The following is a 19,615-nucleotide window of genomic DNA, read 5'->3' as shown; positions in this document are numbered from 1 at the left end:
TTTCATATCCATATGCCGATTAAGAGGTACAGTAATGATTAACAAGATAAGTAACTGGTGGCACCAGCGATACAAATTTCAATCCACACTCCTCGTAAATGAAGCAACCAGAAAAGGGATATGGCAATAAATTATTAATTAATTACCATATCCCAAGTTCTAAACTTATATCTAGTTTATGATTCTTATTGAAATGTTTAGTTAAGCACCTGTATAGTATATAAAATTAATTAATGCTAAATATGTCGCGAAAAAGATTTAAATAATCAAATGAATTTAAAGCATATTCATTTGCAAGCTAAAAAGCTGAATTTTTCGCAACACATGAATTATATATATTAAGAAATACTGGCATATTCAGTTACCCAATCTGTACTAAGCTCACCATCTTTTACAAGTAATTTCCCATCTGAAAAAAATGCTGCTATACTATCTCCTTCTAATTGAAAATCAGATGCTCCAGTACATAAAATTACCCAATCTGCACTAAGTCCACCGTCTTTTACAAGTAGTTTCCCATCCGGAAACAATACTGCTATCCTATCTCCTTCTAATTGGAAATCACATGCACCAGTACATTCAGTTACCCAATCTGCGTTAAGCTCGCCTTCCTTTACAAGTAGTTTCCCTTCTGGAAAAAAAGCTGCTATTCTATCTCCTTCTAATTGGAAATCACATGCGCCAGTACATTCAGTTACCCAATCTTCACTAAGCTCACGTTCTTTCACGAGCAATCTGCCATCTGGAAATAAAGCTGCTATCCTATTTCCTTCTAATTGGAAATTGGGTATGCTTGTGGGTGTATTTGTAGGTGTATTTGTAGGTGTACTCGTTGTTTTTTTTGTAGGTGTACTCGTAGGCTTCTTTGTAGGTTTCTTTGTAGGTGTACTCGTTGGTTTCTTTGTTGGTTTCTTTGTTGCTGTTGGAGGCGAACCATTGAGATTTTTGATTACCTTGGTTTTCATTATTGAACTGTCCTCTATTATTACCCAACCTGAAGGTATAGCTGAGCCGTAAACAATCTTTACTTCAGCACCATAAGGGGCTTTATTGAGGTTCATTATTACCTTGGTTTTCATTATTGAACTGTCCTCTATTATTACCCAACCTGAAGGTATAGCTGAACCGTAAACAATCTTTACTCCAGCACCATAAGGGGCTTTATTGAGGTTCATTATTACCTTGGTTTTCATTATTGAACTGTCCTCTATTATTACCCAACCTGAAGGTATAGCTGAACCGTAAACAACTTCTACTTCATCACCGTAAGGGCCATTGTTAAGGTTCTCGATTACCTTGGTTTCCATTATTGAGTTATCCTCTATTATTACCCAACCTGAAGGTATATCCGAACCATAACGTATTATTTGTGTTTCACCATAAGCAAATACATTTAAAGGTATGCTGCTAACAATAGTCACACAGAACACTGCTAATGAAATTAATATGCTTATTGCTCGTTTTAAATAAACTTTATTTTTCATACTTATCCCCTTTATGGAATTTTATTACTATACTACCATAATAATTAATTATTATCAACTACCAAACCTGACCTTGAGTTGTGTTCTACTGTTGGTATTGATAGTGGAAGGATTGCGTCCAGTGTTTTTAATGGCCATCTCTAAGGTCTCAAACGCTGCATCTATGGTCGCCCTTTCACCCACATCAATGTGCGAGGCCTGATGCTCTGATATTCCTTGATGGCCAATTAAGCTTGTTAATAAAATTACAAAAGACAAAAATGCTGAAAGCCGCTTCATTTTCTTGACCCCTTTTAATTAGTTTTGTCTCTCACTGTACTATTTGTTATTAAGTTTTGCTATATAGAGTATCACCCCTGAATTTACTGGATTTAATTATAAACGCCAATAATTACTTTCTAAAGAATTCAAGCTAAGAAGCGTATTACACAAAATCCACTTTATATTATTTGATCTGAGGGTTACATAGTTCCTATGTCACCGAAAAGGTTTGCTGAGCAACCCGTGATTCATTACTAGCTTTGTATGCGTTGTTATGTAAAGTCGCACGCCTTCAAAGTTCAGAGGCTTATAGGACGTAAGCCCTTTAAACTCAAAATTGTCTTAAATACTAATGTTCAATTAAATTAACATACAAAACGTGGTCTTTATTATTCGAAACACCTACGTATTCGTCATTCTCCTGAATTTATTCACTTCCATTATCATATATATTTTTGTGACTAAACGTTTTAAATAATGTACAAAGAAAAATTAAACTAACAATAATTCCTAAAAGATTAAAATACCTATCTTCTCTTGTAATTCTGAGCTAGTAAATCTAAAAGCATCTATTGGTCCACCATTTTAAAAATAACAAAAATGAGGCGAGGTAGGAACTATAAGGAAATTATTAAAGAATGGCAATTTATAACACAAGAGCTTAAGGCAGATATAAAAATACTGGACATGTCTCTTCTCGATACCACTCTTCATAAGGATTTGATTAGGACATTTATAAGCGATTTAATACTCCAGGTACTTGCTTATGTTGCAGAACAGGAGAGAATTAATATTAAAAAGAGACAGGTTGAAGGCAGTCCAACTAATTTGTGTCACCAGTGGTGTCACAAATTCATTGTCTTTATATGTTTCATAAAATTGCCTCATTCGGTATAATCCTCGTCTATTAAAGCCCTTTATTTGAGGATGATTTTGGCTAATGAATTCTGATAGGTCATCAATTACAGAATCTCCCCATTTAGCATTTGCTATTCTATCGCTTAAGAACTTGCCAACATTCCAATAAAGATTTATAAGTTCCTCATTGACTTTTTGCAAGGCATTTTGTCTAGCAGTTTCAATAAGTTCGATAATTTCGTTAAAGTCAACAATGTAATCCATTAAAATCCTCCAAAAGGTGGTTAAAATCTGTTATATAAAAAATTTACTACTTGGTTTGGATAAAGCCTTTTAACTTCTTCCCACTTCATAATTGTTACCTTCCTTTTTGAAACTTTGTCCTAAAGTTTTACCATAAATTTATTATATCAGACATAACTGATATTTATAAAGAGGATTGGCATAACTCAAAAGACAAAACTGAAACTTAAAAATCGAAAATTACCACTTTCACTAAATGGTTTGTGGATGGGTTGTTTTTAATAGCCTATAACACCTTTAAACAGAGGGCTTTGGAACATTGAAACAATCCATGGTAAGGATGAGGTCACCAGTTCGATTCTGGTTGAGGGCTTATGAATAGGAATCCTTGAAACGTTGAGGAATCAGTGTTTTGGGGATTTTTCTTGTTGATTTATATAGTTATTCACCACCTTGAGATACTAGTATTTGGTGCATAAAACCGCCTAAAATTATCGGCGTTGCTACACGAATTGCTACATATTTGCTACAGAAGTTGCTACACTCGCTACACAACTACAACTAAGCATTTAAGAAGATTTTGGAGTAAACTCCGTCCAATGTAGCTGCTGTTTCTTTGTACACCTAGGAAGATACAACGTGACTATATATCAAGCGTGGTGCTCGTCTTAGCATGCCCATTAGAGCTGATACAATCTTTGGTTTTTCCCGTGCTTCCAATAACATAGTTGCAAAGGTAGTGGTTCTAAGAGAGAAAGGCATGTCAACCACTATATTTAAGGTTATAAAGCAAAAAGTGAGCAAAAGCCGGGTTGAAAAATTGTATTTTTTACCCTGATTATTTGTGGTATTTAATAGATGACTATTGGTATCGGGTACGGTAGAATAAAGGTATGAAGGGAGGGAGCTTATGGCAAAAAACGATAATATGCTGGCAATTTTATGGATGTTAAATTCAGGTGTAAAAATAACTGCAAAGCAAATAGCGGAAAAATTAGAGATAAATATACGAACTGTATACCGTTATATTGATTCACTCTGTGCAAGCGGAGTACCGATTGTGTCGGATACAGGACAAAAAGGTGGATATAGTTTACTGAACAATTTTATCCAAGCACCTTTGTTTTTCGATATTGAAGAACAAAAAGCACTGCTTCATGCTGCCGTATTTGCAAACGAAGCGGGATACCCTTTCAGTGAGTCGTTAAACAATGCAGCACAAAAATTAAAAATGTATTCAAACCGGGAACAGGAAAACATCCTCAATCGCCACTTAGCTGGTTTTGAAGTGATAAATCGTGATATTGCTCCATCTGTTAAGTTGATATTGGAAGGGCTGGAGCGAGCTGTAGCAAACGAATATTCTGTAGAAATTGAATACCGTACAAGCCATGAAGAACAACCCCGGCCAAGAGTGATTGACCCTTATGGAATGCTCTATTGGAATAATAAATGGTATACGGTTGGATTTTGTCATCTTCGAAACGAAATTAGAAGCTTTCGTGCTGAACGGATTTTACATATAAAGCAAACACAAATGATATTCAAGCGTCCTGAAGCCTTTTCAGCTAGGGAATATTTTTTACAAAATCTTTTACCTGATCCAGAAAGCAAGGATGGAATGATTTTAATAATTATCAATGGTAGAGCAGAAGCTTTGGACGATCTATGCATCCATTGGTTTTTAGGTCATCATCTGAAAGAGAGGACTTCGAATCAGGCGACCTTTTTACTTGACGAAAGAGCAGTTCATGCATATGTACCCAATTTTCTTCTACCCTACGGAAAGGCCATTCAAGTGATTGAGCCCCAGAGTTTGAAGAAAAAACTTGTTTCTGTTGCAGCGGAATTAATGGAATATTATCAATTATAGATAGCTTCACTGACAGTAGTTGTCAGTGAAGTTGTTTTATCATGGAGATAAACATGGTTCTTTATCATGTATGGACGTTTGATTAACGCTCAATAAATATCAAAATGGAGGACATGCAAATGAATAATACTGTTTATCTATATGTGTTTGATACGATGGCAGATTGGGAAATAGGGTATTTAACTGCTGAACTGAACTCAGGTAGATATTATAAGAAAGGATTAGCTCCATCAAAAATTGTTACTGTGGGTATTGAAAAAACTCCTGTCACTACAATGGGAGGCTTGAAAATATTACCGGATGTTAACCTGGGCGGGTGCAGCATCGAAAACGCAGATGCTTTGATTTTACCTGGCGGAAATACTTGGACAGAAACAATTCATGAACCTATATTGGCAAAGGCAGAGCAGTGTTTAATGGAAGGTCTTATTGTAGCAGCGATTTGTGGCTCTACAGTAGGTCTTGCTAGGAAAGGGTTGCTTGAATCGAGCTGGCATACAAGCAATGACTTAAACTATCTTAAGATGATCTGCCCGAACTATGCAGGAGAAAAGTACTATAAGCAGGAGCCTGCCGTAACTGACGGAAAACTGATAACTGCTTCTGGAATAGCTCCGTTGGAATTTTCCTTACATGTCTTGAGAGCTTTAGATGTATTTTCTGAAAAAACATTAGATGCCTGGTATAATCTTTATAGGACTCATGAATCCGGATATTTTTATGAGTTGATGAATTCGATCCAATAACGAGTGTATAATGCATGTTATCCTTTGGCAACTTGCTTTGCTGATGTTAAGCTTTTGTTGAAAGGCTATTATACCAGCAATGGGCTTCTAGCATAAGACGGCATATTTGTTGTATACTCAAGTCACCCTGCACTTGGAAACATAGCAATGCAAAAATTGAATATAATGAGCGACAAATGCTCCGCTGTAGACATTTCGCAGGGCGACGTAAACAAATGCTTGACTCGCTGCCCTAAAACTTCGATCAGCGAATCAAATTCATATTTTAACTAATGTTTAATTTCGTTATTATGATAATTATTAAATAGGATAGAATAACTTTATGCAAACCTTGTCAACCTGTAAAAATTACTGAAACACAAAATTCGGGACACTTCCGTTTTACATAAAAGCCCGCCGATAAAACCTCGGCGGGCTTTGCAGGTATACTTTATGGCGGGAAAATTAATATTTGCTACACAAACTCAACTTCAAAATAATCCCTCAAGTAATTATTCCTACCATATTTACATGGTACATCAGTAATTCTAAGTTCAATCCAATCATTGTTACCGTTTTTTAACACTTTTCTCTTTTTCAATATTTACTTCCGCTTGTTTTAATCCTATTTCAGAAACCATCTCAATTAAATACTTTAATATTTTTTCTTTTGGAACAAATTATCATATTCCATATTCATTTAAAAACTAATCATACAAATCTATAAACTTCTGAAATGCCAATATCTTTATCTTCATTATTAGCGATCAATAGGTTCCAATTCAGTACCGTTCTTTCTGCTCGATACTTCCTCTCCTAACTACGAATTTTAAAATGGGTTAATAAAACGATAATTCTTATCAAAAAACATTTTCAATGCTATTTCAAATCCACCCATAAAAGTGAATATTTTAATCAAAAAAAATCGCCATTAATCAAAAATTATTGAGATAGATAATGAAAAGTCAATTAATTTAGAATATAAATAGGATATTTTTAGTAAATTGCCTTTGATTATATTAAAGTCACTTTTAATCTTACATTTAGCAGAGCAAAATAACGAACGCTCCAACGGTATTTTGCGATAGATAAATGTAAAAGATTAATTGATTTTATTATAGCTGATAATTACTCCCGAAGATTAGTTAATAATGGCTAATAAAACGTATATTGAGGAATTGGTCCTTGTAAACATACTATTTCATCACGTGGAGTATTACTACCTGATAGTACTACTATAATGTGAATGTATAAATAGAAAGAAATAAATAACATTATTTTAGGAGGGGTATTAGAATGTTTACGAAAAGAAGTATAAGTCAACTTGGGGTCATTGCAATGTTTATAACAATCTTTATAACATTGTTGTCATTACCGATAAGTGCAGGTGCAGCAGATGACGGTTCAAAGATAATTGTTCAGGGGTATATCACTCCTGACTTGATTTCATCAAATGTAAATGTTAAATCCGGTTTTAAAGTTTTAGTAACTGGTACTACAGTTAGTCAATTAACCGATGCAAATGGATTTTTCAAATTTGAAATCAAAAAGAAAGACGGTACAATCGATCTAGAGATTTCGAAAGCAGGGTATCTCACAAGAGCTGTGCAAAAGTTGGCAGGTAATATTGATTGTATCCTGTCAACTATTGATAAGCCTGTTTTAATGTATGCTGGGGATGTTCCCAAACAAGGTGTTCAAGATAGTATGATAAATATTATTGATGCTATGGTTTTAGCATCAGCCTTTAATGCAACATCAAGTGATCTAAGATATAGCCCATTTGCTGACTTTAATCTGGATGAAAGTATAGACATGTGGGATGTTATAATATTGGCAAAGCATTTTAGTGCAACAACTGCGGAATATCCTGCAATAATTCCTGTTACAGCAAAATCACCTACTCCAACAAATACAACAGTTCCAACACCAACTCCTACAAACATTACTTCTTTAGCGCCTTATACACTGGTATGGTCTGATGATTTCGATGGAGATTCAATAAACTCCGACAACTGGTCTGCAGCCGATACAAATGTTGTTTACAACAATGAATTGGAAGCTTATAAGACGGCTAATGCCTATGTACATGATGGCAGCTTGGTTTTAGAAGCTAAAAAGGAAACTTATCTTGGAAAAAACTATACCTCTGGCAAAGTGGTTACAAAAGGAAAACATGCATGGACATATGGACGCTTTGAAATAAAGGCAAAAATGCCTGAATCCCAAGGGATTTGGCCTGCAATATGGATGTTGCCAGAAGATGACAATCTTTATGGCGGTTGGCCTCAAGGTGGAGAAATTGACATACTGGAGTTATTGGGCCACCAACCAAACAAGATTTATGGTACAGTCCACTATGGGAATCCACATGCTTCAGGACAAGGAGAATATACTCTTAATTCAGGCAAATTTTCTGACAGCTATCACATTTATGCATTTGAATGGGACCCTGGTGAAATGAGATGGTATATTGATGGTACTTTATTCCACACCGAGAAAAGTTGGTATACAAGAGATATTAACGAGGCAGACTCAATAACCTATCCTGCACCCTTCAATAGAGATTTTCATTTGATATTAAACCTTGCAGTGGGAGGAGATTGGCCTGGAAATCCTGATGAGACAACTGTCTTTCCATCAAAAATGTTTGTTGATTACGTCAAAGTATATGAAAGAAAAGATGGAGTTTACCCTCCTGCCGGCGAACGTCCAGAAATCAACAATACCATTGCAAGACAACCTTTGCCAGATGGAAACTACATATATAATGGCAGCTTTGATCAACAGAATAATGATGTTGCTGGTATGAGAAATGTCGGTAGCAATATAGATATCACTATGACTTCCTATTGGACCTTCTCTCATGTTGACGCAAATAATGGTGTCGCAGAAGCATCAAATGATAATGGTGCTATAAAACTTGATATTTCCACTCCAGGTAATAACACCTATTCTGTACAGGTATATCAGAAACCAATTAATGTGGAAAAGTCAGATACATACCGTGTGACTTTTGATGCATGGGCTTCCCTAGATAGAAATATGTCTGTAAAGGTTGGTTCTGAAGCTGATTGTGGTTGGGCAAACTACTCTGGTGATCAGACCATAGCACTTACAACATCATCAAAAGAATACACTTTTGATTTCAAGATGACTGGAGATACAAATCCTGCTGCAAGACTTGAATTCAATGTTGGTGCAGCTGGAGTAAACACTGTTCATATTGATAATGTCAAAATGATTAAACTACCAAGAGATCCTAATGCTTCCAGGGAACCATTGAGTAACGGAAACCTTATATACAACGGATCCTTCGATCAAGGCTCAAAGTGCATGGGTTTCTGGAATTTTAAAACCAGTGGCAGTGCTGTTGCAACAGGTAGTGTAAGCGATAATATTTTTGACCGTTATTTCCAGGCAGCTATAACAAACGGAGGAACAGGAGCAGATTCGATAGTCCTATCACAAAGCGGCTTAAATATAGAAAAGGGTAAAGAATACACTATCAGCTTCTTTGCAAAAGCAGAATCTGCCAGAACTATAGAAGCAGATATATGCAGTATTGCGGATACTCCAGTTATCTATTCAACAGAAAAGTCATTTAGTCTCACAACTGATATGACTAGATATTCATTTAAGTTTAAAATGGCACAAAATACTGATGCCAGGTCTCAATTAAGGTTAAAACTTGGTGGAAATACTTCGAAAGTATTTGTTGACAATGTTTATGTGAAAGCTTCCAGCCAGGGAATCCATGTTGAGGCAGAAGATGCTGATGTTCATGGAGAAATAACTGCCCATGGCGATTATGTTACCTTTGGAGCTGGTTCATATATCTCAAAGAGCATTACCGTACCTGAAGCAGGGAAATATGTAATATCATACAAAGTATCCACCAGCGATGCAAACGGTTGGCTCAGTGTAGGAGATGAAAATCACAAAGAAACCTTGCCTGATACAGGTGGAAATTCAAGTTGGGTTAATGTAACCAATTCAGTGAATCTTAATAAAGGAGCACAAGTTATTAAGATCTATGGTAATGCTGTTAATGTTGACTGGTTAGAGTTATCCAAAGACCTTGTTGTTGGCGGAAGTATGACTGCTCCAGCAGCAGATTGGATTTACTGGAATACAAGCGGAGAAAATGCTGCATCTACAAAATCCGTTGATGATGGCAAATTGAAAGTAGCTATCGCTGCTGTGGGTGATAACCCATGGAGCATCGGAGTAAATCAGTCAAATATTAGTCTTGAACAAGGACGCCAATACCGTATATCCTTTGATGCTAAGTCTACCATCAGCAGAAAGATAAGATTGTCTGTTGACAAAGCAGACTATTCAAAATATTTTAATTTGGATTTGGACATAACAAGTGAAATGAAAAATTATATTGTTGATTTTCCAATGAGTGCAACTGATACCAATTGTACCTTAACTTTTTCAATTGGGAATGTATCTGGTGCAACAGAGGCTCATGATATTTATTTGGACAATGTCAGAATGGTTGAAGTAGCTGATCTTTACTGTCAGAGCCTTCAGTCCATTGTAGCACCAGTTACCACTGAGGATGATACTACAGCAATTATAACTGATATCATAACCGATGGAACCTTTGAAACTGGAATAGGTGCATGGGGATCATATGCAGGAGAAGCAAGCGATGCAGGGGCAGGAGCAATTACTTTAGATGCTACAAGCGGAAAACTTGTTGCTGATGTTACTAAAGTTGGAGATCAAAACTATAAGCCTCAGGTAAAACGAGGCAGCCTTTCCCTCATACAAAATAAAACCTACACTTTGACCTTTAATGCATCTTCAACCGTGGGCAGAGCAGTTGAAGTTACTATCCTGGATCCAAACAATAATTATCAGTACTTTGGCGGCAATAAATTTGCTATATCAAACTCCGCTACTGATTATTTCCTAACATTTACTGCTCCAGCTACAACTACAACAGCAGAACTTCAGTTCAATCTGGGTACAATAGCAGGTTATGAATCAACTTCAGTAACTTCAGCGGTGTCCATCGATGATGTTAAACTGGTGGAAGCTACTACTACAGATATATACAACGATGGATCGCTTTATAATCGCTACCTTAACCGGGAGGATCTATAATAAATTGCCCTGTTATGTAGACAGCAGTAAAAAACAAAAAATTATGATGACGTCAATCAATTTTGATTGACGTCATTTTTATGTTATTGATATATATAATCGAATGATTAAAATCCTTTTAGGTACATCGAAAGTTTCACTGTGTTAACTCCTACATCTTTTCGATCAGGCTATGGGATGGGATTTTACCAGGTATGTTAATTTTCCAATAATGCTTTGCGTTCTTCATTAAGTGTACTTTCAATTTTATCTACTATATTTCTAATCGCTGTTTTCGAGTCGGGATTTCTGACAGTTGCGTCAGAAATATCTTTCTCAAATATTAATGATGCTGTATCGTCCAATGGTGTTAATTTGTATTGTTTCATTTTATCAGCTAATTCTTCATATAGTGGCTGAACGTCTTGTTCCAAAAATGAATTCCTTGCTTCCATTTGCCTAGAATTTCTTCTTGATGGTTTATACCCATTTACCATATCGTAGTTTACTCCCCCACTTTGTTGAGTAAAAACGTATTCAACAAACTTCCAGGCATTTTTCTTGTTTTGACTTTGTGAGCTTATTGCTAATTTTGTATCAGACTGCCAGGCATATATCCCAAGGGGAGGTTTGGTTGCTTTCCATTTACCAGCTTGATCCGGTGCATAATTCTGTAGGGATCCAGAACCCCAAGATCCCAAATTAAACACCATAACCAGCTTGTTGTCTGCTATAGCTTTTCCTCCTGCTGTGTCCCAAAAACTGGCTTCAAGTTCAAAACCAGCTTTATGTGATTCTTTCGCAATATCGAGCATTTTCACAAAGTCATCTGTATTTCTCAAAAACCTTAAATTATTGTCAAATATCCCTACGGATGATCCCAATAAGTTTGGAAGGTCTGTAGGCCACTGAAAAATATATTGACCCTTGGGTTTTATTTTCTTTGCTATAGCAAGAAGGTTTTCCGGTTTTTCTATAAACTTACCAAACTCTTCCGGCTCCGATGGAAATCCATTTTCCTTCATTACATCCTCACGATAAAAAGTAACATACGGAGATGTTAAAAATGTCATGGCCAAAAGACTTTTTCCATCGATGGATTTATTGCTTTCCCAAACATCCGCCGGAAAATCTTTTTCATATCTGCCAGCTAAATATGGTTCTTTCAGTAAATCTTCAAGAATGCCATTTACAGTATATTGACCAAAGAATGAGCTATCAAAAAAGAAAATATCTGGCCCGGTTCCCGATGATAATGCAGAAAGACATTCATTATTAAACTTTTCTAAAGAATCAAACTTTGTAATGTCTATCTTAATCCTCGGATACATTACCTCGAAATCTAGCTTTATGCTATCTAATCCATTATTGGCTGCCCATACTTTTATCTCGGTATTTATGGGAGATTCTTGAGGAACAGCAGTTTGTGTCGTTGGATTTGTATTAGAAAGTGGTTTATATGAAGATTGCCTGCAACTACAAAAAATAATGAAAGCACAGAGTAACAAAGAAAAACGAAAAACGTTTAACACTTTCATTTTTATGCCTCCTTGTTATATTTATACAAATCTTATTTATAAAGCAAAAAGTTTAAATTTAAATATAATCAGCAAAGAAGTGGCTGGTATTAATCTGACTATAATTCAAATAATGCTTTTCTACTATTATAATTTATAACCCATTTTTCAAAACTATTTTTATCCATAGGAGCACTTAATAAAAACCCGTGTATATCATCACAGTTCATATTTCTAAGAATTTCCACATTTTCTGGAGTCTCAACGCCCTCTGCAACTACTTTAATACCCATAGAATGAACCAAGTCAATCAACGCCTTAACTATCAGTTGAGATTTCTTATCAGTTGATAACTTTTCAATAAGTATTTTGTCAATTTTTACGCAATCTACTTGTACATCCTTTAACAAAGAAAAAGAAGATCCGCCTTCTCCAAAATCATCAATTGAAATATATACGCCTAGTTGCTTTATATCACTTACTGTCTTTTCAAGACTAACAAAATTATTCAATAAATAGGATTCTGTTATATCCAACGCAAGAAGTTCAGAATTTAAACCTGTTTCATCCAATACTTTTTGGATGGTATCGATAATATATTGACTTTGAAAGTTATCACCGGATATATTTACTGTAACACGTGTGTCTATAATCCCCATATCTCTCCATAATTTAATTTGGGAACAAGCTTCCTTTAATACCCAAGATCCAATTTCCTGCATCAAACCGATATCATTAGCAATAGGAATAAACTTTGACGGTAGGATCAAACCTAATTCAGGATTATTCCAACGGAGGAGAGCTTCAATTGCAGTAATATTACCGCTTTTAATATTAAACTGGGGTTGATAATAAAGAACAAGTTCCCTCTGCTCCAATGCACTTTTCAGCTTCATCTCAAGATGTATTTGTTCTTCTTTGTTATCCTTATTAATTTCTTCATAAAAACGAAAAGTATTGCCACCTTCTTTTTTTGCAACATACATTGAAATATCGGCATTTTTTAAAACATTATTAGTATCATTTGAGTCTATGGGGTACATTGATATACCAATGCTTCCTGATGTAAACAAATCCATCCCTTTACCATTGTAAGAAATATGTATCCTATCAGCCAAAATTTTGTTAATAAAACTGGCTGTTTCGGCTGCTTTTAACTTATCTGCATTTTTTAATATAACAACAAATTCATCGCCTCCAAGTCGAGCAATGAATGTGTAATCGTTACTAATTGACTTAAATCTTCTTGCTACCTCTTTTAAAAGCATATCTCCCACTTCATGTCCGAAAGTATCGTTTATTTGTTTAAAGCGGTTTAGATCAATAAACATGATAGCAAGAATCAAATATTTGTCTTTATTTGATTCTATAGTCTCTTTAAGATATTCCATAAAATAGAGCCTGTTGGGGAGATCGGTAAGGGCGTCATAATAAGCTAAATGCCTAAGCTCTTCTTTAGAATTTTTCAATTCAGCTGTTTGAATCAGAAGTTGATTATTCATTTCTTTTTCTTTAAAAAACAAGTGTTCAAGCTTATTTGACATTTCAGTAAAGTTAAGGACTAATGACTTTATTTGACTTATGGCAGTATTTGGCCAATTTATTTTTTCCTGGCGGCTTAGTTTATTAGGGATGTCAGTGGTTAATTCAGCCAATTTTAACAGCGTTCCTGACAAAAGTCTGCTAATTATGATGGACAAAATAGTAGCAATAATACATGCAATTATAATTATATAAAATTTATTTAAATAACGGTTCCATATATCTTCCGAGTATTTGGAAAGAGGTATTTGGATAACAAGCTTTAAGTCAATATCTTCAAATTTTGTCTCTTTAATAAAGAAAGCACTTTTCCAAGCTGTTTCATCAGTGTAATAATCGGTTAATTCAGGGCGCCATATATATAAATCATCACTATAATGGATTACTTTTCCTTCAAGTCTCCAATTTGTGTTATTATGGTATTTATTTGCTTGTTTATTTGATACATAGATTTTTCCATTCTCATCTTGAATCATTAACCCAACAACACTGCCTTCAGGCTCTGTGTCTAAAATTTTTCTTATCTTGTTTATTTGTATGGGGGAGTTAATCTTGATTTTACGCAGATCAATAATATTCAAGCTTTTAAGTTGCTCAAAAATTTCGAAATTCTTATTTTCCATAGTCTGAATTATAGCTGTGTTTGTATCTCTATTAATATTTAAACCATCTATAAAAACATATATTGTAAATGGGACTAAAACAGAGATTAGTGTGAAGTGAAAAATCAATAAACTAAAATCAATTGTATAGCTGGAATTAGATCTTAATAATCTATTTGGATTTATGTATGATACTACCATATCAGCCAGCAGAGCATTTATAAGTCCTAAAATGAATTGATTTAAAATTGCAACGATACCTACAATACCAAATTCCTCACCCGTGATAAAAAAATACAGAGAAGTTGCAGGACAACCTAATATCATCCAGTAAATCATTTCTGATAAAAATAAATTGCGTATTTTATATTTATAAATCATTCCAACAAAGAATATTTCCAAAGAGATAAATAAAGAAATTCTATCAGGATGTAATAAAGCTATTGCAAAAACATTTACAATTAGACTTGATATTAGGGCAAAAGCTGTTCCATATAGTCTTAATATAACAAATAGAAAAAATGAAGCAAAACTTATGTATACACCATAAGACAATGGCACCTTATATATCCTGGCCATCATACATATACAAGTTAATAATATAAACCCAATAATCAATTTTGGAGATTGAGGAGTCTTACCAAGACTTAAATTTTGCATCTTTCGGTTTAATCTCCTTATCAAAATATAGAATATATGGCACTGTATTCCACGGTTTTCTTTTTTCTTAGGTATTGTGATTATCGTCATTTTTGGCTTTTAGTTTAATAAATAATAAATTCGATATCTAATGATAAGCAACTTTGAACCTCAGAACTAAAGGTGGTAATAAGCCTGGTTGGGCTAATCTCACTATTTTAGAAGAGATCGTAAATACTTGGTATTATTATAGGTCGAAATAGAATTGAAAATAGTAAAGCAATTGTATTAGCAGCTTTAAAGCTGATGAAAATCTACTTCGTAGTAGTCTTGAAGAGTCAGGCGAGAGAAAGTATACGATAGAAGTTCTATCATATATTTCTCTCGCCCTGTAAGTGACATCATACGCCTGTGCAAAAATTCCAAAGGTCTACCTTTACCAGACATCTCAAAGTCATAAAAACAATAATTGGTATAATGATAAAAATGACCAAGCAAATATCAAAACTAGGCATGTTGAAAAAACTTCCGTTAAAATTTTGCCTTAAAGCAATTTTATGAGTTTCTCGAAAATTGGAGCATAGTGTTCATCTATAATTCCAAAATCCATTTCTTTATATGTCCATGCAGACCTTCCTATTCCAAACTTTTCAAAAGTACTGTTTATATCGGAATACCAATTGAGTGTTGAGTCAACATCTGCTTTAGCGATTACTCCATATTCGCCGCAGTAAAGTGAAGTGTTTCTTTCTTCTGCAATTTGCACTGCTTCAGAAAACAACTTTTCAAAAAAACTCTTATCCATCTTGTCAAGAGAAACATCGGTAAATATATCACTATGCATGGGTGGGAAAAACTCTTTTGTTTTTGAAACGACCTCAGTAAATTCGTTGGGATATGGCATCGTAAAGTCTAAAGGCATATCTTTGACCCAGTATGCTGACTGATGTGTAAATACTGTTGGTTCGTAAAAGTGAAAATTATAAACTATATGTTCATCATATGGCATATCAAGGCTCTTTAGGACGCTAATGCTGTTATTATTTACACCACCGATAAGAATATTTATATCAGGTGCATATTGTCTTATTGTCTTTATAGCACGTTCAGCAATTCTGTTCCAAATTTGGGTAACATTTTTGTCAACAATTTCATTTAATAATTCAAATGTAAGGCGATCTGAATATTTTCCATAACGTTTGGCAAATTCATGCCACAGAGCAATGAACCTGTTTTGGAGTTGTTCGCTTTCAAAAAAACCCATTGATGTTTCTGATTCATCAAAAGAGTAACCAGCTGTTTTATGCAAATCAAGTATCATGTTAAGCCCATATTTTTTGCACCATTCGAGGCAATCGTCAATATACTTGAAGCCCTCCTCAATATATTCTCCGTTATCTGTTTCAAGAAGCTCATAATCAACAGGCAACCTGATATGATCAAGTCCCCAGGATGAAATTCGTTCGATATCCTTTTCACTGATAAATGTATCATAATGCTGTTTGCTGTGTTTGCACTGGGACAACCATCCGCCTAGATTAATACCTTTCATGTACCCTGTAAATTGTTTCATAGAAATACACCCTCCTTTTTATTTTTGATTTTGAACTATATCAAGTGGATCAGATTATTCTGACTATATTATATAAAAGGTTTTGCTTTAATTCTACCACACTAGTACATTTTGATTTATTGATGAAAGAAAAATTACTTACGCTTTTATTTTTCAACATGCCTTAGCTAAGATTCATGACGTTGGCTGATTACATCGGTTCTTGTCCAATAGCTGCACAAATTATTATTACCTGTACTAGTGGAATCAACAACCAAATTAACAAATTTTTCTATGCTTTCAATGCTTGCTTCGAAAGAAATCATATTGAATTCAAAATGAATTCATAAAATTTTACCGGTATATAGGCAGAAAATAATCCGTTTCACTAAAATTTTTAACAAATATCAAAAAAAAGTCCATTTATAGAAAAAATTCATTTTATATAATAAGTATATGAATTGTATATTTGCCTTGTTTTATAGACATTGCATTACGGTAATGGAGGAGAGATTATGATTAAGAACGTAAAAAAGTCTATCAGTGTATTATTGGTATGTTTAATGGCTTTGTCACAAATCATTGTGGTACCGACACCAGCTGAAGTCGCAGCCGCAAGTGAGGAACAGCTTCAGGAATTTGATATGGAACAGGTTAAGATAACCGATCCGTATTATGTGAATGCCTTCAATAAAGAAGTTGCATACTTGAAAATGCTTAGTGCTGATCGTCTAGTAGCTGGATTCAGAGAGGTATCAGGATTGCCGAAAAAAGCAGACAGATATGGCGGTTGGGAAAATACCATGATTCAGGGCCATACATTGGGACATTACCTGTCGGCTATTGCCAAGGCTTATAAAAATACCAAAGGTGATGCAGCACTAAGTACCGAATTAAAAAACAAAACCGATTATATCATCAACGAACTGGAAGCTTGTCAGAATAAATTTAGCAGTGGGTACTTGTTTGCAACCCCTGAAACACATTTTAATGTTATTGAAGGCAGAGCAACAGGTAATAGCTGGGTGCCATGGTATACAATGCACAAGATTTTGTCGGGTCTTATCGATGTTTATATATACGAAGGAAATCCAAAAGCATTAAATATAGCCCAAAAATTGGGAGACTGGGTATATAACAGGGCATCAAAATGGGACAGTGGGACACGCTCAAGAGTGTTGGGCGTAGAATACGGCGGAATGAATGACTGTCTTTATGAATTATACAAGATTACAAAAAGCAGCAATCATTTAATTGCAGCCCACCTATTTGATGAAACCAATTTATTTAATACCATTGCTGCCGGAACCAACAATTTACCAGGCAGACATGCCAATACTACCATTCCGAAGTTTGTCGGAGCTTTAAACCGCTATCGTACATTGGGAAGTACTGAAAGCACCTATTTGACTGCTGCACAGCAGTTTTTCACCATTGTATTGAGAGATCACACCTATGTAACAGGGGGAAACAGTGATAACGAGCATTTCGGGCAACCTGGTAAACTATATGCTACTGCGACCAATGTTAACAATGAAACATGCAATACATATAACATGTTAAAGCTTTCCAGAGAACTGTTCAAGGTGACGGCAGATGTAAAATACGCCGATTACTATGAAAAAACGTATTTAAATGCAATTATGGCATCACAAAATCCTGAAACTGGAATGTCTATGTACTTTCAGCCAATGTCTACAGGGTACTTCAAGGTTTTTGGTTCAGAAACAAATCACTTCTGGTGTTGTACCGGAACTGGAATGGAAAACTTCACTAAGCTCAATGACAGCTTGTATTACCATAACAGCACAGACTTGTATGTAAACATGTATTTAAGCTCAACACTGAACTGGAGTGAAAAAGGACTTTCATTGACTCAGTCAGCCGATTTGCCTGGTTCCGGTAAGGTGATATTTACCATTAGCTCAGCACCTTACACTGCAGTCAATATAAAATTCAGATCTCCGGTATGGGTTGCAGCAGGGCAGAATATAACCGTTTCAGTTAATGGTGCTACAGTCAATGCGTCAAAAGTAAATGGTTACATCAGTGTCAACAGAGTATGGCAGGAAGGGGACAAGGTGGAGTTATATTTACCTATGGAAGTACAGGTATCAAGGCTTACCGATAAACTAGATTGTGTTGCATTTACATATGGTCCTTACGTTTTAAGTGCAGGCCTTGGAACCACCAGCATGACTACAGCTCCCCATGGTGTACAGGTATTGAAAGCAACCAAAAATGTGACAATCAAGGACTACATTCTTATAACCGACAGTGTTAATACCTGGATCGGCAATATTAAAAACAACATGGTAAAGACACCCGGTAGAGTAGAGTTTACTTTACGAAATACAGATGAAGATAATAATTTAAAATTCACTCCCCACTATCAAAGATATAAGGACAGATATGGTATTTACTTTACTCTCATGAAGATGGATGCTACGGCATTGGAAGCTTATCTTAGGGAACTGCGTGAGAGGGAAGCCAGGGCAGCATTGACAATAGATGAGGTGCCGATTACAAATGATCAGTATGAGCTGCTCCATAATCTTCAGGGGAATTCGACGGGAGGAAGCTTCAACGGTCTTATGTACCGTCATGCAAATGTAAATCCTGCAACAAACGGTGCAGCAAGCTCGGTTACAGGAGCAGGATGGTTCAGCTATGATATGGCTGTTATTCCTTCTATAACAAATTACCTTGTAGCCAAATATTACAGTGGTGATGCCGGAAGAACCTTTAACGTCTATATAGATGGCCAGTTGTTAAAGGATGAAACTATTCAGGCGAAAAATCCTACTGGCTTTTATGAGGTACAGTACAAGATTCCAACGGCATGGCTGAATGGAAAATCAAAGGTAACCGTTAAATTTGCCAATAGGGGAGCAAGCATTGTTGGAGGAGTATTCGGGATCCTTTATATTTTAAAGGATCCCAATGAGGTAATGCCTACGCCTACACCTACCATTCCTCCTGCCACCCCAACACCCACAACTCCTCCTAACCTTGTTGCAGAGGATTTAAACCATGACGGGGCTATAAACATGGCGGACACCATACTTGTGGCAATCAGCTTCAATTCTGTCCGTGGAGACCTAAGATATGTTCAGGCATATGACCTTAACAATGATGGAGCTATCAATATGAGGGATATTATACTTATAGCTGCAAAGTTTAATACCATAGTAAACAGAATTTAGTACGATAATAGTC

Annotated in this window: 10 protein-coding genes; 4 read left to right on the top strand and 6 right to left on the bottom strand. The window is 35.4% G+C overall.

Features of this window, described 5'->3' with window-relative positions; genetic code table 11:
• Positions 1-338 precede the first annotated feature (338 nt).
• The 3 genes from Bccel_RS29790 to Bccel_RS21710 all read right to left on the bottom strand — a co-directional run bounded on the left by Bccel_RS29790 (position 339) and on the right by Bccel_RS21710 (position 2,867).
• Positions 339-1,484, bottom strand: coding sequence for a hypothetical protein (locus Bccel_RS29790; RefSeq protein WP_050753717.1), 1,146 nt, complete (start codon positions 1,482-1,484; stop codon positions 339-341).
• A 54-nt stretch (positions 1,485-1,538) separates the two neighbouring features.
• Positions 1,539-1,763, bottom strand: coding sequence for a hypothetical protein (locus tag Bccel_RS21715; protein WP_036944405.1), 225 nt, complete (start codon positions 1,761-1,763; stop codon positions 1,539-1,541).
• 726 nt (positions 1,764-2,489) lie between these two features.
• Entirely contained in the window at positions 2,490-2,867 is a 378-nt protein-coding gene (locus tag Bccel_RS21710) for a DUF1016 N-terminal domain-containing protein (RefSeq protein ID WP_036944408.1), read from the bottom strand.
• Between the two features lie 889 nt (positions 2,868-3,756).
• Between Bccel_RS21710 and Bccel_RS21705 the strand changes: the two genes are divergently transcribed.
• The 3 genes from Bccel_RS21705 to Bccel_RS21695 all read left to right on the top strand — a co-directional run bounded on the left by Bccel_RS21705 (position 3,757) and on the right by Bccel_RS21695 (position 10,565).
• Entirely contained in the window at positions 3,757-4,719 is a 963-nt protein-coding gene (locus Bccel_RS21705; protein WP_036944410.1) for a helix-turn-helix transcriptional regulator, read from the top strand.
• A 119-nt stretch (positions 4,720-4,838) separates the two neighbouring features.
• Positions 4,839-5,465: a type 1 glutamine amidotransferase family protein gene (locus Bccel_RS21700; protein WP_036944411.1), complete on the top strand. Its 627-nt coding sequence runs from the start codon at positions 4,839-4,841 to the stop codon at positions 5,463-5,465.
• 1,275 nt (positions 5,466-6,740) lie between these two features.
• Positions 6,741-10,565, top strand: a complete 3,825-nt coding sequence (locus Bccel_RS21695; protein WP_050753716.1) for a carbohydrate binding domain-containing protein — start codon at positions 6,741-6,743, stop codon at positions 10,563-10,565.
• A 197-nt stretch (positions 10,566-10,762) separates the two neighbouring features.
• Here Bccel_RS21695 and Bccel_RS21690 read toward each other — a convergent pair whose 3' ends face one another.
• The 3 genes from Bccel_RS21690 to Bccel_RS21680 all read right to left on the bottom strand — a co-directional run bounded on the left by Bccel_RS21690 (position 10,763) and on the right by Bccel_RS21680 (position 16,417).
• Entirely contained in the window at positions 10,763-12,082 is a 1,320-nt protein-coding gene (locus Bccel_RS21690; protein WP_036944413.1) for an ABC transporter substrate-binding protein, read from the bottom strand.
• 98 nt (positions 12,083-12,180) lie between these two features.
• On the bottom strand, positions 12,181-14,865 hold the full coding sequence (locus tag Bccel_RS21685) for a putative bifunctional diguanylate cyclase/phosphodiesterase (RefSeq protein ID WP_036944414.1): 2,685 nt from the start codon (positions 14,863-14,865) through the stop codon (positions 12,181-12,183).
• 523 nt (positions 14,866-15,388) lie between these two features.
• Positions 15,389-16,417, bottom strand: a complete 1,029-nt coding sequence (locus tag Bccel_RS21680) for a glycoside hydrolase family 5 protein (RefSeq protein ID WP_036944416.1) — start codon at positions 16,415-16,417, stop codon at positions 15,389-15,391.
• Positions 16,418-16,911: 494 nt separating this feature from the next.
• Here Bccel_RS21680 and Bccel_RS21675 point away from each other — a divergent pair, with 494 nt between their 5' ends.
• Positions 16,912-19,602: a beta-L-arabinofuranosidase domain-containing protein gene (locus tag Bccel_RS21675; protein WP_081927104.1), complete on the top strand. Its 2,691-nt coding sequence runs from the start codon at positions 16,912-16,914 to the stop codon at positions 19,600-19,602.
• Positions 19,603-19,615 lie beyond the last annotated feature (13 nt).

The organism is Pseudobacteroides cellulosolvens ATCC 35603 = DSM 2933 (assembly GCF_001262605.1).
In the GTDB taxonomy this organism is placed as follows: domain Bacteria; phylum Bacillota; class Clostridia; order Acetivibrionales; family DSM-2933; genus Pseudobacteroides; species Pseudobacteroides cellulosolvens.
This window is presented reverse-complemented; position numbering and strand designations above follow the sequence as displayed.

What these genes read in the sequence shown, in the direction of transcription:
- Bccel_RS29790 (WP_050753717.1), bottom strand. Translation starts at nt 1,484, where the DNA reads ATGAAAAATAAAGTTTATTTAAAACGAGCAATAAGCATATTAATTTCA.
- Bccel_RS21715 (WP_036944405.1), bottom strand. Translation starts at nt 1,763, where the DNA reads ATGAAGCGGCTTTCAGCATTTTTGTCTTTTGTAATTTTATTAACAAGC.
- Bccel_RS21710 (WP_036944408.1), bottom strand. Translation starts at nt 2,867, where the DNA reads ATGGATTACATTGTTGACTTTAACGAAATTATCGAACTTATTGAAACT.
- Bccel_RS21705 (WP_036944410.1), top strand. Translation starts at nt 3,757, where the DNA reads ATGGCAAAAAACGATAATATGCTGGCAATTTTATGGATGTTAAATTCA.
- Bccel_RS21700 (WP_036944411.1), top strand. Translation starts at nt 4,839, where the DNA reads ATGAATAATACTGTTTATCTATATGTGTTTGATACGATGGCAGATTGG.
- Bccel_RS21695 (WP_050753716.1), top strand. Translation starts at nt 6,741, where the DNA reads ATGTTTACGAAAAGAAGTATAAGTCAACTTGGGGTCATTGCAATGTTT.
- Bccel_RS21690 (WP_036944413.1), bottom strand. Translation starts at nt 12,082, where the DNA reads ATGAAAGTGTTAAACGTTTTTCGTTTTTCTTTGTTACTCTGTGCTTTC.
- Bccel_RS21685 (WP_036944414.1), bottom strand. Translation starts at nt 14,865, where the DNA reads ATGCAAAATTTAAGTCTTGGTAAGACTCCTCAATCTCCAAAATTGATT.
- Bccel_RS21680 (WP_036944416.1), bottom strand. Translation starts at nt 16,417, where the DNA reads ATGAAACAATTTACAGGGTACATGAAAGGTATTAATCTAGGCGGATGG.
- Bccel_RS21675 (WP_081927104.1), top strand. Translation starts at nt 16,912, where the DNA reads ATGATTAAGAACGTAAAAAAGTCTATCAGTGTATTATTGGTATGTTTA.